Genomic DNA, 15,410 nt, shown 5'->3' with positions numbered 1-15,410 from the left:
TGGACCCGTTCCCCGTTGGCGCGGTAGAGATTCACACAATCTCAAAACAACGGAGCTACAGGGGTCATATGCAGGGGAAAACTGTACTGATAACAGGGGCCAGTCGCGGCATCGGTGCCGAGGCGGGGCGCGTATTTGCCGCAGCCGGTGCGAATGTGGCGCTGGTCGCACGCAATCGTGAACAGATCGGGGCGCTGGCTGACGCGCTGGGCGAAAACGCGATCGCGCTGCAATGCGACGTCAGTGATTTCGCACAGGTCGAACAGGCGGTTGCGGATTGTGTCGACCGGTTCGGCGGGTTGGACGTTCTGATCGGAAATGCGGGCGTCATCGACCCGATCTTCCATCTGTCCAATGCCGATGTCGCGGCCTGGAGCGCGGCCATCGATATCAACCTCAAGGGCGTTTTCTACGGGATGCGTGCGGCTTTGCCCGTCATGCGCGCCGCAGGCGGGGGCACGGTGATCACGGTGTCCTCGGGGGCCGCGTCCAACCCGATCGAGGCCTGGAGCCATTATTGCGCCTCCAAGGCGGGGGCCAAGATGCTGACCGAATGCCTGCATCTTGAGGAGTCGATCCACGGCATCCGCGCTATGGGCCTGTCGCCGGGCACAGTGGCCACCGACATGCAGCGCGTCATCAAGGCCAGTGGCATCAACGCGGTCAGCCAGCTGGATTGGAGCGATCACATCCCCGCCGACTGGCCGGCGCGGGCTCTGCTGTGGATGTGCAGCCCGGATGCGGATGAGTTTTTGGGCACCGAAATCTCGCTGCGGCGCGAGGATATCCGGAAAAGGGTAGGTCTGACGTGATCGAACTGACCAAAGACGACGGGTTGTGGACCGTCACGCTGAACAACCCGCAAAAAGCCAACGCATTGACCGGGGCGATGCTGACCGAGCTGGCCGAGATTGCCGAGGCCGCGACCGAGGCCCGCGCTGTGATCCTGACAGGTACGGGCAAGGTGTTCAGCGCCGGGGCCGATCTGGACGAGGCACGCGCCGGACTGGCGACCTCGGATGTGTGGGAGAGGCTTTCGGGTGCGATCGCCGCTCTGCCGTGCCTGACGGTTGCCGCCTTGAACGGAACACTTGCGGGCGGGGCCAACGGGATGGCGCTGGCCTGTGACATTCGGATCGCAGTGCCGCAGGCAAAGTTCTTCTATCCTGTGATGAAGCTGGGCTTTCTGCCGCAACCGTCGGACCCGGTGCGGATGGCCGCGTTGATCGGACCGTCGCGTACCAAGATGATTTTGATGTCCGGGCAGAAGATCACTGCCGATGAGGCCTATACCTTCGGTCTGGTCGATCGCGTGGTTGACCCCGACAGGTTGATGCAAACGGCGCATGAACTGGTGGCGGACAGTCTGGCCGCCGACCCCCGGATTGCCGCCGGAATCGCAGGGATGTGCCGATGAGATTGTCTGCTGTTTTGCTCCGTGTTGCCAATCCGGACCGGCTGACCGCGTTTTATGCGGATGTTCTGGGCATGACCGGCCGGGCGCAGGGGCCGAACCGCCGCGTTGGCTATGGCGGGCAGGATGCGGACTTGCTGCTGATGCCGGGCGGCGGCGGTTATACCCATGACGGTGGGCAGAGGTATTGGAAGATCGGCGTCACCGTGCCGGATGTCGATCTGGCTGTCGCGTATCTGCGCCAGAAAGGGGTTGAGGTCTCGGACCCGAAACAGTTTCTCGACATAGGCTATATGTGCCACCTGAAAGACCCCGAAGGGTTTGTGATCGAGCTGCTACAGCATGACTTCCAGGGCAACCGCCCCGAAAATGCCGCCGATCCGGGCGACCCGTTCGCCCATGCCTGTATCGGCCAGATCACCTTGCGCACCGGGGATATCGCCGCCGAGGACGCGTTCTGCCGCGCGCAGGGAATGCGCCTTTTGTCGGTGCAGGATGTGGCCCAATACGGGTTCGATCTGCATTTCTATGCCTTCACCGATGAGGAACCGCCGAATGCGGACCTCTGGGCGGTTGAGAACCGGGAATGGTTGTGGAAACGCCCCTATACCACTTTGGAATTTCAACATCTTGCCGGGGCGCAATTCGCACCGGCACCGGATTATCGCGGGCTGGAGGTTCAGGGGTTGACGGAATCCCTCCGCGATGCCTTTGGCGACCCGGTGCGGCCAGCCTGATCACCGACCACGCCGTTTGCCCGGCACTTTCGAGCGAAATCCGGGTGGGCGTTTGCGGACCCAATTCAGGAATTTCTCCAACCGCGGGTGGGCGCGCAGGGCCTCGACCGTGTTGAACGCGCGCGCCAGTTCGGCTTCGGACAGGGTAGCGTGAACCTCTTTGTGGCAGATTATGTGCAGCAAAACCGTGGGTCCGCCCTTGCCCCCTTTGAGTTTTGGGATCAGATGGTGCAGGCTGCCGTCCCCATCCGGGATGGGGCGGTCACAGAGCGGGCAGATCGGGTCGCTGGTCGGCATGGCAGAGACTAATTTGCGCCGGATGGCGTGGAAAGCAAGAGGACGGGTATGGCGCAGGCAGTGGTTATCGGAGCCGGACCCGCAGGCCTGATGGCGGCTGAGGAGCTTGCCGCTGCTGGCCGCGATGTTCTGGTGGCCGAAGCTAAACCTTCGGTCGCGCGCAAGTTTCTGATGGCCGGAAAGTCGGGTCTGAACCTGACCAGGGACGAGCCGTTCGAGACCCTGCTGCAGGCCTATGGTGACGCGTCAGGCTGGCTGCGCCCGATGGTTGCCGCGTTTGACGCCACCGCAGTGCAGGGCTGGGCGCAGGGTTTGGGGCAAGAATTGTTCACGGGCTCGACCGGGCGGGTGTTTCCCACGGTCATGAAAGCCTCGCCTTTGTTGCGCGCCTGGCTGAGGCGGCTTGAGGGCACTGGCGTGCAGGTCAAAACCCACTGGCGTTGGTTGGGTTGGGATGGAAATGCCCTCGTGTTCGAAACTCCTGACGATCAGAGAAGTATCACGCCGGACATCACAATCCTTGCGCTGGGCGGAGCCAGTTGGGCGCGGCTTGGGTCAGATGGCCAGTGGGCGCAAACCTTGCGGGAGAAAGGTGTAGACCTTGCGCCGTTTGCACCTTCGAACTCAGCCTTATCGGTCGATTGGAGCCCTCATATGCAGCCCCATTTCGGCGCGGCTTTGAAGTCGGTGCGCTGGATGGCTGGAGATCTGGAAAGCCGGGGTGAAGCCACGATATCGGCAAAAGGCCTCGAAGGCGGAGGGTTGTACACTCTGACCCCGACCTTGCGTGGCGGGGCGCCTCTTTTTGTGGATCTGCTGCCTGATTTGGACGCTGAGGTTCTAAAGGCCCGTTTGTCTTCGAAGAAATCCAAGACAACGCTGTCGCAATGGTTGAAAAAGTCGCTCGGCCTGCCGCCACAGAAGGTTGCGCTGTTTCACGAGATGACCAAGGCCAGCGCCTTACCGAAGGCGCAATGGCGTGATGCCCTGAAACACCTCCCGATCCACCACGCGGGATTGCGTCCGATGGATGAAGCCATTTCAACGGCAGGTGGTGTCAGGCAATCCGCATTGGACGATGGTTTGATGCTGACCGCGCTGCCGGGCGTGTTCTGCGCCGGTGAGATGCTGGATTGGGAGGCCCCGACCGGGGGCTATCTGCTGACAGCCTGCATGGCGACCGGGAGATGGGCCGGGCGATCTGCAGCAGAGTGGGTGAACCGCTCAGCGTGACCGGGCCAGCATCGCCAGACGAATCATCGCGCGTTCGACCAGCGCCATCGCGGGGGCGGTCTGACCCGCCGACCGCAGCGACAGGTCGGTATCGGTAAGGACGGTCAGAGCCGTTTGCAGTTTCGGCGCGCCCCAGCCCTGCGCCTGCCGCAGAATCCGGTCGCGGCGTTTGCCGTAAACCGGCGGCCGCAGCTTGCCGATTCCCTGCGCCGCTCCGCCCGGGTCGGACGCGCAGGTGTACAAAGTCCGGAAATGCCGGGTTGCTCCGATGCAGAGAGTGACCGCATTGGTGCCCTGCGATTGCAGACGCCGGATCAGCGGGCCGATCTCGCCCGCGCGGCCTTCGGCCACCACATTCAAGACATCGTCCAGCGCCGCCTCGGTCGAACGGGGCGCGCAGGCTTCGATATCCTCGATGGTCAGCTCTGAACTGTCACCGCGTTTGTAGAGAGAGAGTTTTTCAATGGTCTGCGCAAAATCTCCGGGGCTGATCCCGGTGGCCAGCTCAGTGATTGCCGACATCGAATCGCGGGGAATCTTCTGCACCCCGGCCTCGGTCAGAATCCGCTCGACCTCGCCACGCGAGGGAGGATCGTCGTAAATGCCGACCGCATAGGCCGCTGGGTGCGCTTCGAATGCCTTGCGGATTTTCGAGCTGGCTTTCAGTTGCCCGGCGGTGACGATGATCTGGGCGTCGCCCGGTGCCCAGTCCTCGAACGCGGCAAGAATCGCGGGGGCGGCCACATCGGTGGTGTCTTCGACAAAAACGGCGCGCGGGCCGGGGAAGAACCCCACCGCCTTGACCGCGTCCAGCAGCAGCGCCGGGTCGCCGCGCAGATCCGAGCCCGGCATACGGGTCAGGCGCATTTCCTCTTCGGCAGTGGGACCCAGCAGGGCGGCCAGAACCTGCTGCCGCTTTAGCGCGACGCGCATCGCATCCGCGCCATAGATCAGCAGCCCGGCCTTGTCGGCGTCTGGTCGGGCGAAATACCCCTCAGCCTCGCGCGGGCTGAGCTTCATGTACCAAGACCCGGCGCGGCGTAGAGCTCGGCTATGATCTGATCCGATAGAATCACCATCAGCCGTTCTCTGGCGTCGCGTTCATCTGCCAAGGTGGATACGGTCGATCCGGCGGCCGAATAGCCGACAAAATTGTTCACCGTGCCGGATGCAATGACCTGACCGGTCGCATTCGATCTGAGCGCGTAATTCGCGCTGCCTTCGATGGTATAGCGATTGGTCTCGTTCGTTGTGGTGATAGCCGCCGCGCGGAACGCGGTAGATACGTTCACATCCAGATTATATTCGTTGCCCGAAGTAGCGCTGCGCCCCAGACGCTGCTCCAGATTCTGGACCAGCATATAGCTGTCGACCGAATTGGGGGCCGACACAGCGACCTGACCATTCAGGGCCGCGCCCGAACCCCCGGGCGCGTAAACCGGTTCAAAGCCGCAGGCTGCAAGAGCCAACGGCATCAACAACAGGGTTCTGCGGTTAAACAACGACATTTACGATCCGGCCCGGGACAACAATCACCTTCTTCGGCGCATTACCGTCCAGCGCCTTTTGCACAGCTTCGGTGCTGAGCGCGATTTTTTCAACCTCGTCCTTGGCCAAATCCTTGGCCACGCTGATTTCCGCGCGGCGCTTGCCGTTGATCTGGATCGGCAGAGTGACGGTATCGTCGACAAGCATCGCCTCATCCGCAACGGGCCATGGGGCTACCGCCACCAAGCCTTCGCCGCCTTGATGTGCCCAGATATCTTCCGCAAGGTGCGGCGTCATCGGCGACATCAGCTGTGCCAGCGTTTTTATTGCCTGCTTTTGCGCCGCAGCGCCAGCTTTGGATTTTGCCAGCGTATTGGTGAAGGCGTAGAGTTTCGCGATCGCTGCGTTGAAGCCAAAGCTCTCAACGCCGAGGGTTACGTCGTGGATGGTCTTGTGCATCTCGCGCAAAAGCTCTTGATCGCCTTCCCCTTCGGCTGCGGGGTTCATGGCCCCGATCTTGTCGCAGAGGTTCCACACCCGGTTGAGATGCTTATAGGCGGCCTCGGCCCCGGATGCGGTCCATTCCACATCGCGCTCGGGCGGCGAATCGGACAGCACGAACCAGCGCGCGGTGTCGGCACCGAACGCCGAGATAATGCTGACCGGGTCGACCACGTTCTTCTTGGATTTCGACATCTTGGCCGAAGGGATGATCTCGACCTCGGTGCCGTCTGCCAGTTTGCCGTCGGTCACGTCCTCGGGCAGGTGATAGACCGGGCGGCCGTTGTCGTCGCGGGTCTGGTAAATCTCGTGGGTCACCATGCCTTGGGTGAACAGCGCATCGAACGGTTCGATGGCTTTTTTCGGCAGATGGCCCGTGATGTTCATCGCTCGCGCGAAGAAGCGGGAATAAAGCAGGTGCAGAATCGCGTGCTCGATGCCGCCGATATACTGGTCCACATTCATCCAGTATTCGGCCTCGGCCAGATCGGTGGGTGTTTCGGCGTGCGGGGCGGTGAAGCGGGCGAAATACCACGACGAATCGACAAACGTATCCATCGTGTCGGTTTCGCGCTTGGCCGGGGCGCCGCAGTTCGGGCAGGAACAGTCGCGCCAGGTCGGGTGACGGTCCAGCGGGTTGCCCGGCTTGTCAAAGGTGACATCATCGGGCAGGCGGACCGGCAGGTTCTCTTTCTTCTCGGGCACCACACCGCAGCTGTCGCAATGGACAACGGGAATCGGGCAACCCCAATAGCGCTGGCGGGACAGGCCCCAGTCCCGCAGGCGGTATTTGGTGACGCCTTCGCCCCAGCCTGCCTTTTCGGCAAAATCCACGGTGGCGTTGATAGCCTCGTCGCCTGTCGCCTCGGTCAGGCCCGCGAAATGGTTCACCCAGCGGACTTTTTCAGTTTTCGGCGGGACAAAGGCGATCTTGTCGACCGGAGTGTCATCGTCCAGCCCAAAGAAGGTATCTACCACCGGCAGCCCGTATTTGCGGCAGAAATCGAGATCGCGCTGGTCATGTGCCGGGCAGGCAAAGATTGCGCCAGTGCCGTAATCCATCAGGATGAAGTTCGCGATCCAGACCGGCAGTTCCCAGTTCGGGTCCAGCGGGTGTTTGACTTTGATACCAGTGTCATAGCCCAGCTTTTCGGCGGTCTCGATTGCCTCTTCGGTGGTGCCGCCCTTGCGGCATTCAGCCACGAATTCGGCAACTTTGGGGTCTTCGGCCTCAAGCTGCTTGGCAATCGGGTGGTCCGGCGAGATACCTACAAAGGACGCGCCCAGCAGCGTGTCGGGGCGAGTCGTATAGACGGTGATCGGTTCACCGCCATTGGTACGTTCAAAACCGAATTGCAGGCCGCGCGACTTGCCGATCCAGTTTTCCTGCATCAGGCGCACCTTGGCGGGCCAGTTTTCCAGCGTGTCCAGTGCATCCAGCAGCTCTTCGGAATAGTCCGAGATCTTGAAGAACCATTGTGTCAGCTCGCGGCGTTCCACCAGCGCTCCCGAGCGCCAACCGCGCCCGTTCTCCACTTGTTCGTTCGCCAGAACGGTCATATCGACCGGGTCCCAGTTCACTACGGCGTTCTTGCGGTAAACCAGCCCGGCCTCAAGCATGTCCAGGAACAGCGCTTGCTGCTGGCCGTAATATTCCGGGTCACAGGTGGCAAATTCACGGGACCAGTCGATCGACAGCCCCAGCGGCTTCATCTGCCCACGCATGTCGGCGATGTTGCCATAGGTCCAGTCTTTGGGGTGGCCGCCAATGGCCATCGCGGCATTTTCCGCAGGCATCCCGAACGCGTCCCAGCCCATCGGATGCAGCACGTTGTGGCCGGTCGCCAGCTTGTGCCGCGCGATTACGTCGCCCATCGTATAGTTGCGCACATGCCCCATATGGATTCGCCCCGAGGGGTAGGGGAACATCTCAAGCACATAATATTTCGGCTTGTCCGCCTTGCGATTGGCAGTGAAGATTCCGGCCTTGTCCCAGGCCTCTTGCCATTTTGCTTCGATTTCATTGGCCGAGTAGCGAGACATCGTGCGGTCCTTCGTGAATGAAAACGCCGGGCGTGAACCCGGCGTGGTAATATTGTGATTTTCTGCGGCTGGCTAGAGCTTGTTGTCCGCAATGCGCAACTGACGGGCGCGGGACAGGATGGCATCTTCGATCGCCCGCGCTGTTGCCGCGCTGACCGGAGCGCCGCCGCTGGTCTGCAGAGACACCGACAAAGAGCGCGCCGCCAGCGCCGGGTCACTGATATGTACGGTCGCGCGATACTGGCGCCCGCCACCCGGAGGTGTGCCGTAACCCGTTACGATCACGCCGGTAAACGGGTCGACCTCCTGCACGGGCAGGAAATCCAGCACATCAAGCGAAGCAGCCCACAAGTAACGATTCACATTTGTGATCTGCTCGGAATTTCGGTCGCCGAACAAATCCCAAATGGTCGAACGATCCGGATCGTTGAACTCTTGTTCATCAGAATTGCCGCCCGTGGCGACAACGTTCGGATTGGGCGACGCCCCCCGATTCTCTCCGCAAGCCGACACGGCAGCAGTCATTATGATCAAACCGAAAATCGTCTGCAGGCGCATTGTCGACTGGTCCTGTTCACTTGGGTCTACGTTGTCTGACGTTACTCCTAGACAAGGACCCGTTCAGCAACAACCCTATTATTGTCGCTTTTACGTGGGTTGAGCGTCGGTCCGGTGTGGAAAACGGACTGTGGCATCCTTGCACCAATTTTCTTCCAATGCGGACAATTCATTTATGCCAAGCTTGCGCGTCAGGGGCAAAAAGAGCGAAACGGTTCCCGTGCTGAGACATGTGCTGAGGCATGTGTCGAGTAGAAAAACTTTTGAAACCGAGGGAAACAAGATGAAAAAAGTTCTCTTCGCATCGACCGCTCTGATCGCAACTGCCGGTATGGCCGCGGCTGAGTCCGGTGTAAATCTGAGCGGTTACGGTCGTTTTGGTATTGGCTATGTTGAAGATCGTTCGATCCTCACCACCACCACCACCACAGGCGGTGCAGTCAACGTAAACAACCCACAAACCGACGACGCGATCCTGGTCTCGCGCTTCCGTCTGAACATTGACGGTTTCACCGAAACCGACGGTGGCGTTCGCTTTGAAGGCCGTGTTCGTCTGCAAGCCGACGAAGACAGCGGCACCGGCGAAGCCAACTCGGCTGGCCTGAACGGCGCACGTTTCTCGGTCATCTACGGTGGTCTGCGTGTTGACGCCGGCAACGTAGCAGGTTCGTTCGACAACCTGGCAAACTACTACGGTAACGAAGTTGGTCTGGAACTGTTCGCAGGTCAGTACTCGGGCGTTAACTACGACTTCCTGGCGTACTCCTCGACCGGTTCGGGTGCGAACGCTGTGTTCTTCCAGTACGCAGTTGGCGACTTCGCCTTTGGCGCATCGTATGACCAGCGGACCCTGTTCCCGGGTGGTGGTACGACTGTTGACGCCGACCGTTGGGACGTGAGCGCGACTTACACCTTCAACAACATCACTGCTGCAATTGCATACGGTCAGACCGACTCCGGTGTTGCCGGTGTAAGCGATCCAAGCCTGACCGTTCTGACCCTGGGTGGCGAATGGGGCGACTTCGGCGGTACTCTGTTTGTTGCAGACGACGCAACCGAAGTTGCTTTGACTGACGGCACCGCATGGGGTCTGTCGGCTTCCTACAACCTGGGCGCCGCAACCACCCTGCTGTTCACCTACGGTGACGGTAACGCAGACGCTGACCTGCAGCAGGTTGCTCTGGGTGCCATCTACGACCTGGGTGGCGGTGCATCGCTGCGCGGTGGTATCGGCGTAAACGACTGCGACATCTGCACGGACTCGTCGATCGTTGCTGACTTCGGTGCTCAGTTCAACTTCTAAGTTGATCTGAAACCGCAAGGTTTTAGGGCAGGTCTTCGGACCTGCCCTTTTCTTTTGCGCCGACATGGTGTTTTCCTGCGCTCAAAGCAGATTGAGGAATCCAATGTCGCTGCAAGATATCACTGCCCGTATCGCAAAAGCCGAAACCGCCGCCGGGCGGGCCGCAGGGACCGTCAAATTGATCGCGGTCTCCAAAGTGCAGCCGGACGCGCGTGTGCAGGCCGTTCTGGATCAGGGGCATCGGTGTTTCGGGGAAAACCGGGTGCAAGAGGCTGCGGGCAAATGGCCGGGGTTTACTGCGCAGTTCCCGGATGTCGATCTGCACCTTATCGGTCCGCTGCAAACCAACAAGGCCCGGCAGGCGATGGAGTTGTTCAGCACCATCCATTCCGTCGACCGGCCCAAGCTGGCCAAGACGCTGGCCCGACTGGCGCAAGAGGTCGGCACCTGCCCGGACCTGTTCATTCAGGTCAACACCGGGGAAGAGGCGCAAAAGGCCGGTATCCTGCCTGTTGATGCCGACGACTTCATTAAAGAATGTCGTGACCTGGACCTGCCGGTTCAGGGGTTGATGTGCATCCCGCCGGTCGACGAAGAACCCGCGCTGCATTTTGCCCTGCTGGCCAAGATCGCCGAGCGCAACGGTCTTCAGGGCCTTTCAATGGGCATGAGCGGCGACTTCGAACAGGCCATTGCGCTTGGGGCAACCCATGTGCGCGTCGGGTCTGCCATATTCGGAGAGCGGGTCAAGCCTCAGGAATAATCAGCCGCGCGCCCAGAGACACCTTGCCCGCGATCCAATGCAGGTGGTCGCGACGGAAGGCAACGCAGCCCTCGGTCGGATAGCCGGGGCGCCGCCACTGGTGAATGAAGATCGCCGATCCGCGACCGGGCACGGCATTGGGCCAGTTCCAGTCGGTGATCAGCACCAGATCATACAGCGGATCGGCGCGGCGTAGCTTTTCATGGCTGAAGGCATAGGGCGCGGTGACCAGATGGTTATAGTCGTCGTCCCGGACGTCATCTGACCACAGGTCGCGCGGGCCGATGGGAATCGCCCATTCAGCCGGCTTCGCAATCCGGTCGGGCCGATAAAACATACCGACGATATGATGCACGCCAGAGGGTGTGGCACCGTCACCTTCGCGTTTGGTATTGGTCAGCCCGCCTTTGCCGATGGAACTGGGAAAGACCCGACCGGCAAACCGAACACCGCGCGGGGTCAGCACCAGATCATCCGGCGTCACAGCAGGTGCCCTGACTTCGCCGCCTTGGTCGCCAGATATCCGCGGTTATGGGCGGTTTCGCCGACTTTCAGCGGAACACGCTCGGTCACGGCGATGCCGGTATTCTCCATCATCGCGATTTTTGCGGGGTTATTGGTCAGCAGCCGAACCGAGCTGAATCCCAGCGATTTCAAAATGTCCGAACCCAGCCGGAAGTCCCGCTCATCGTCTTCGAACCCTAGCCGGTGATTGGCCTCGACTGTGTCGAATCCCTGGTCCTGCAGGAAATAGGCGCGCATCTTGTTGGCCAGACCGATCCCGCGCCCTTCTTGGTTGAGATACAGCAGAACCCCGGCCCCTTCCGAGCCCATCTGCGCCAGCGCGCCCCGCAACTGAGGACCGCAATCGCATTTCAGGCTGCCCATCAGGTCGCCGGTGAAACAGGCCGAATGCAGCCGCGCCAAAACCGGTTTGTCACGATCCGGGCGGCCGATTTCGACGGCGTAATGCTCTTCGCCGCCATCGTCGGGGCGGAATACGTGCAGTCGCCCGGCTTCGGACACTTCCATCGGCAGGCGGGCGGCGACCACCGCGTGCAGTTCGCTGCGATCGGCCAGATGCGGCGCAGCGCGAGTGTGGTCGATACATGTCAGCCCATGTGCCGCCGCAAAACTGTGCCCGTCCTCGATGGGCAGAACAACCGCCGCAGGCAACAGGCGCGCCGATTTGGTCAGGGCGATGGCAATGCGGTGCAGGTTGGCGTGGCCCTGACGTTCTGTCATCAGGGGACCCTTCATCGGAGCGTTCAGATCGTCCGAGGGATCGGCCACGGCCTGAACCCATGCAATATCCGCGTCGGCCGGAATGATCACCCGCGCCAGATCGCCATCATAGGCCCGCGCCTTCAGCGTCTCGGCCCGGCGCACGGTGACGGCGACGACCGGCTCGCCGCCAAGGCCACGCAGATCCGCAAGCCGCTGGGCGCTCAGCGTTTCGGTGGCAACGGCCAGCACACTGAATCCGCTGTCATCGGTCAGGGCAACCGGGACCCCCATGCGCAGGTCCGCGCGGGCCCGCGCCAGCAATTCTGAAATATCCGGGACAAGACTCATCTGTGTTACCCTGTAACCATCCGGCCTTCCTGTAGCCTGATAAGACGGAAATGTGAAACATTTCCTCTGCGTCAGACACGAGGGCGTGAAACCGTTGCAGCAAACCTTGTTGATTGCATCTTCCGCGCGCAAGTGGTGGAAAAGGCTTAGGAGGACCGGACATGGCTCAGCTCAAGAAAATCCTGCTGGTGGATGACGACGAAGATCTGCGCGAGGCGCTCAGCGAGCAACTTGTGATGACCGAGGATTTCGACGTGTTCGAAGCCCAAGACGGGGCATCCGCGATGGAGCGCGCGCGCGAAGCGATCTACGATCTGGTCATTCTGGACGTTGGACTGCCGGATACCGACGGGCGCGAGCTGTGCCGCCTGATGCGCAAGCAGGGCGTCAAAAGCCCGATTCTGATGCTGACCGGCCATGACAGCGACGCGGATACCATCCTGGGTCTGGATGCGGGCGCCAACGATTATGTCTCGAAACCGTTCAAATTCCCGGTCCTGCTGGCCCGTATCCGGGCGCAGCTGAGACAGCACGAACAGTCCGAGGACGCGGTGTTCGTTCTGGGGCCCTATACCTTCAAGCCTGCGATGAAGATGCTGATCACCGAAGACGATCGCAAAATCCGCCTGACCGAGAAAGAAACCAATATTCTCAAGTTCCTGTACCGCTCGACCGATGGCGTGGTTGCCCGCGACGTGCTGCTGCATGAGGTCTGGGGATATAACGCCGGTGTCACCACCCACACACTTGAAACGCACATCTATCGCCTGCGCCAGAAGATTGAGCCCGATCCGTCCAATGCGCGCCTTTTGGTCACAGAATCGGGTGGATATAGGCTCGTCTCTTAACTGGTTGTGGATTGACGTGGATCAAAGTGATACTCTGGATGTGTAATTAGATTGCTCCCAACCCGCGCATGTCCGGGTTATGACATGCACCTCCCTGTTGGACTGCCGGGCCTGATGGCCCGGCTTTTTTTTCTTTAAATTCTTTGACGAGAAAGCAAATCTGCCACCTCGGGGAAAAGGTTAACTGGTTCCATCTTTCTCCAGGATAGTGCCGTAGGTCATGCCACTGCGGAGGCTGCGGAAATCAGCATAGATTTTGCCATCTTCAAAGGTGGCATCAATCAGACCGTTCACTTTGCGGTCTTCGCCAGTGCGACTTTCGACCATGGCAATCGTACCTGAACCATCCCGGCTGATTGTTCCGGTCACCTGACCTTCGTTCCAACGATCCGAACCGATGCGGCTCCATTTGCTGGTACCCCAGAATGCATTGTCCTGTTGTTCTTTTATCTCCAGAACCCATTCGGACTGATTGAAACGCGGTGCCCCGTCGCTGTGTTCGTTGGGCAGGGCGGCAACTGTGTGGGTGCCATTCCAGATCCCGCGCAGGTCGGGTGCGTTTTCGGCGGCCGCAAGGGTGGCAAAAGCAAAGGTGCTGGCCAGAGCGGCGGCGCCAAGTGTCTTAAAGTTGGTCATGATCTCCTCCATATTCTTTCCATAGATGTTGGGGGCGGAGACTTCGATTTCTATGCGGGCGTTGATACATAAAGGCAATTTCATCTACGCTCCATATAGAAGAAATCGCGGTCCAAGCGCTCGCCGCGGTGTGGATTTCAAAACACAATTGTCTCTGTCATTTCCCATGGTGCCGGGCGAAACGTCACGCTAGTCTGCGCCAACCGCGACAGAGGAATCCCCCATGCCCTTTACCCTTGCCACCTGGAACATCAACTCGGTCCGCCTGCGCGAGCCCATCGTGCTGAAACTGCTGCAGGAAGAGGCGCCGGATGTTCTGTGTCTGCAAGAGTGCAAGTCGCCGGTCGAAAAGATCCCCACGGAGGGGTTTGCGGAACTGGGCTACACCCACATGGTTGCGCGGGGCCAGAAGGGTTATAACGGCGTCGCCATCCTGTCGCGCCTGCCGATGGAAGAGGTGGGTGACAAGGATTTCGCCGGTCTTGGTCACGCGCGCCACATCGCTGGGCGGCTGGAGAATGGTGTTACCATCCACAACTTCTACGTCCCCGCAGGCGGTGACGTACCGGATCGCGAGGTGAATGAGAAGTTCGGCCAAAAGCTCGATTACCTCACCGACATGCGCGACTGGTTCCATGCGGAAAAGCCCGAGAAATCGATTCTGGTCGGCGACCTGAACATCGCTCCGCGTGAGGATGACGTGTGGTCGCACAAACAGCTGCTCAAGGTGGTGTCGCACACACCGATCGAGGTTGAACAATTGGCCGAGACGCAGGACGCGGGCGGCTGGGTAGATATCACGCGCCAGGACATCCCCGAAGGGCAGCTTTACAGCTGGTGGTCCTATCGCGCCCGCGATTGGGACGCGGCGGATAAGGGACGGCGGCTGGATCACGTCTGGGCCACGCCTGACATTTCCAACGCGGGCCATTCCAGTCGTATCCTGCGCGACGCGCGCGGGTGGGAGAAACCCAGCGACCACGCCCCCGTTTTTGCGACATTCGACCTGTGACCCCTAAACTCTGCCCTTGGTTTCCGCAGCCAGCGGTTGCATATAGGGCGCAAGTTCGAACCGGAGAGTGAATACCATGGACCTTCTGAACGCCGCAGCCAGCCCAGACGCCGACCTGATCAAGGACGGAACCGAGGCCACGTTCATGGCCGACGTGGTCGAAACCTCGCAGGAGATTCCGGTGATCGTGGATTTCTGGGCGCCGTGGTGCGGCCCCTGCAAGACGCTTGGTCCGCTGCTGGAAGAAGCAGTGACCGCCGCCAAGGGCGCGGTGAAGATGGTCAAGATCAATGTGGACGAGGCGCAGATGATCGCCGCGCAACTGCGCATCCAGTCGATCCCGACCGTCTATGCATTCTTCAAGGGTCAGCCTGTGGACGGGTTTCAGGGCGCGCAGCCGGGCTCCGAGATCAAGGCATTTGTCGACCGCGTGATCGAAGCCGCGGGCGGTGAAAGCCCCGGTGGGCAACTGGACGACGCCATTGCCGCCGCCGAAGAGATGCTGTCTGAGGGCGCCGCCAGTGACGCAGCCCAGACCTTTGCCGCCATTCTGGGTGAAGACCCCAACCATGCCGGTGCTTATGGCGGGCTGGTGCGTGCCCATATTGCGGCAGGTGATCTGGAACAGGCCGAGGCGATCCTGAACGGTGCACCGGCCGAGATTTCCTCGTCACCCGAGTTGGAAGCCGCCCATGCGCAGCTGGAGCTGGCCAAACAGGCCGCTGATGCGGGTCCTGTGGCCGAGCTGACCGCAGCGGTCGAAGCCGAGCCCGACAACCATCAGGCCCGTTTCGATCTGGCGCAGGCCCTGCACGCCAACGGCGATGTAGAAGAGGCTGTTGCGCAACTGCTGGACCTGTTCCGTCGCGACCGTGAGTGGAATGACGGCGCCGCCAAGACGCAGCTGTTCACCATCTTCGACGCGCTCAAGCCCAACGATCCGATTGTTCTGAACGGGCGGCGCAAACTCAGCTCGATGATATTTGCCTAATCCCGGATCAG

The 15,410-nt window shown here is 60.7% G+C and carries 17 protein-coding genes; 9 read left to right on the top strand and 8 right to left on the bottom strand.

Features of this window, described 5'->3' with window-relative positions; genetic code table 11:
- Window positions 1-68 precede the first annotated feature (68 nt).
- The 3 genes from GOX88_RS10025 to GOX88_RS10015 are packed head-to-tail and all read left to right on the top strand — an operon-like array spanning window position 69 to window position 2,151.
- On the top strand, window positions 69-812 hold the full coding sequence (locus GOX88_RS10025; RefSeq protein ID WP_170401477.1) for an SDR family oxidoreductase: 744 nt from the start codon (window positions 69-71) through the stop codon (window positions 810-812).
- Window positions 809-1,417 (top strand): enoyl-CoA hydratase/isomerase family protein, encoded by a 609-nt coding sequence (locus GOX88_RS10020; RefSeq protein ID WP_170401030.1) that lies wholly within the window; start codon window positions 809-811, stop codon window positions 1,415-1,417. Before GOX88_RS10025 ends, GOX88_RS10020 begins: the two co-directional genes overlap by 4 nt.
- Window positions 1,414-2,151, top strand: coding sequence for a VOC family protein (locus GOX88_RS10015; protein ID WP_170401029.1), 738 nt, complete (start codon window positions 1,414-1,416; stop codon window positions 2,149-2,151). The genes GOX88_RS10020 and GOX88_RS10015 overlap by 4 nt, the downstream gene beginning before the upstream one ends.
- Here the strand turns inward: GOX88_RS10015 and GOX88_RS10010 are convergent, their stop codons facing one another.
- Complete coding sequence (locus GOX88_RS10010; protein WP_170401028.1) at window positions 2,152-2,448, bottom strand: HNH endonuclease; 297 nt, start codon at window positions 2,446-2,448, stop codon at window positions 2,152-2,154.
- A gap of 48 nt (window positions 2,449-2,496) precedes the next feature.
- Between GOX88_RS10010 and GOX88_RS10005 the strand changes: the two genes are divergently transcribed.
- The gene (locus GOX88_RS10005) at window positions 2,497-3,681 is read left to right on the top strand and encodes a TIGR03862 family flavoprotein (protein WP_170401027.1); all 1,185 of its coding nucleotides are present in this window, start codon (window positions 2,497-2,499) and stop codon (window positions 3,679-3,681) included.
- Here GOX88_RS10005 and holA read toward each other — a convergent pair.
- The 4 genes from holA to GOX88_RS09985 form a co-directional block, all read right to left on the bottom strand.
- Complete coding sequence (gene holA, locus GOX88_RS10000; RefSeq protein ID WP_170401026.1) at window positions 3,673-4,701, bottom strand: DNA polymerase III subunit delta; 1,029 nt, start codon at window positions 4,699-4,701, stop codon at window positions 3,673-3,675. The two genes, GOX88_RS10005 and holA, sit on opposite strands and share 9 nt — an antisense overlap.
- A complete protein-coding gene (lptE, locus tag GOX88_RS09995) occupies window positions 4,698-5,189 on the bottom strand; it encodes an LPS assembly lipoprotein LptE (RefSeq protein ID WP_170401025.1) in 492 nt (163 codons plus the stop codon). The genes holA and lptE overlap by 4 nt, the downstream gene beginning before the upstream one ends.
- Window positions 5,176-7,713 carry a leucine--tRNA ligase gene (gene leuS, locus GOX88_RS09990; RefSeq protein ID WP_170401024.1) on the bottom strand — a complete coding sequence of 846 codons (2,538 nt, stop codon included), beginning with the start codon at window positions 7,711-7,713 and terminating at the stop codon, window positions 5,176-5,178. The genes lptE and leuS overlap by 14 nt, the downstream gene beginning before the upstream one ends.
- A gap of 72 nt (window positions 7,714-7,785) precedes the next feature.
- Window positions 7,786-8,271, bottom strand: a complete 486-nt coding sequence (locus GOX88_RS09985) for a DUF3576 domain-containing protein (protein ID WP_170401023.1) — start codon at window positions 8,269-8,271, stop codon at window positions 7,786-7,788.
- 283 nt (window positions 8,272-8,554) lie between these two features.
- Here GOX88_RS09985 and GOX88_RS09980 point away from each other — a divergent pair, with 283 nt between their 5' ends.
- A complete protein-coding gene (locus GOX88_RS09980) occupies window positions 8,555-9,574 on the top strand; it encodes a porin (RefSeq protein ID WP_170401022.1) in 1,020 nt (339 codons plus the stop codon).
- A gap of 103 nt (window positions 9,575-9,677) precedes the next feature.
- Window positions 9,678-10,337, top strand: a complete 660-nt coding sequence (locus tag GOX88_RS09975) for a YggS family pyridoxal phosphate-dependent enzyme (RefSeq protein ID WP_170401021.1) — start codon at window positions 9,678-9,680, stop codon at window positions 10,335-10,337.
- Here the strand turns inward: GOX88_RS09975 and GOX88_RS09970 are convergent.
- Complete coding sequence (locus tag GOX88_RS09970) at window positions 10,321-10,821, bottom strand: L,D-transpeptidase family protein (RefSeq protein WP_170401020.1); 501 nt, start codon at window positions 10,819-10,821, stop codon at window positions 10,321-10,323. The genes GOX88_RS09975 and GOX88_RS09970 overlap by 17 nt on opposite strands.
- Window positions 10,818-11,912 (bottom strand): GTP cyclohydrolase II, encoded by a 1,095-nt coding sequence (gene ribA, locus GOX88_RS09965; RefSeq protein ID WP_170401019.1) that lies wholly within the window; start codon window positions 11,910-11,912, stop codon window positions 10,818-10,820. Before ribA ends, GOX88_RS09970 begins: the two co-directional genes overlap by 4 nt.
- A 161-nt stretch (window positions 11,913-12,073) precedes the next feature.
- On the opposite strand from ribA, the gene GOX88_RS09960 reads away from it, so the two are divergent.
- Window positions 12,074-12,760, top strand: a complete 687-nt coding sequence (locus GOX88_RS09960) for a response regulator transcription factor (protein ID WP_170401018.1) — start codon at window positions 12,074-12,076, stop codon at window positions 12,758-12,760.
- Window positions 12,761-12,940: 180 nt separating this feature from the next.
- On the opposite strand, the gene GOX88_RS09955 is transcribed toward GOX88_RS09960, so the two are convergent.
- Window positions 12,941-13,396: a hypothetical protein gene (locus GOX88_RS09955; RefSeq protein ID WP_170401017.1), complete on the bottom strand. Its 456-nt coding sequence runs from the start codon at window positions 13,394-13,396 to the stop codon at window positions 12,941-12,943.
- A 223-nt stretch (window positions 13,397-13,619) separates the two neighbouring features.
- Here GOX88_RS09955 and GOX88_RS09950 point away from each other — a divergent pair, with 223 nt between their 5' ends.
- Together GOX88_RS09950 and trxA are read left to right on the top strand one after the other, a co-directional pair.
- Window positions 13,620-14,408 carry an exodeoxyribonuclease III gene (locus GOX88_RS09950; RefSeq protein WP_170401016.1) on the top strand — a complete coding sequence of 263 codons (789 nt, stop codon included), beginning with the start codon at window positions 13,620-13,622 and terminating at the stop codon, window positions 14,406-14,408.
- Between the two features lie 76 nt (window positions 14,409-14,484).
- Entirely contained in the window at window positions 14,485-15,399 is a 915-nt protein-coding gene (gene trxA, locus GOX88_RS09945; RefSeq protein WP_170401015.1) for a thioredoxin, read from the top strand.
- Window positions 15,400-15,410: the final 11 nt, after the last annotated feature.

The sequence above is a fragment of the Ruegeria arenilitoris genome (assembly GCF_013030985.1).
Taxonomy (GTDB): domain Bacteria; phylum Pseudomonadota; class Alphaproteobacteria; order Rhodobacterales; family Rhodobacteraceae; genus Ruegeria; species Ruegeria arenilitoris_B.
This window is presented reverse-complemented; position numbering and strand designations above follow the sequence as displayed.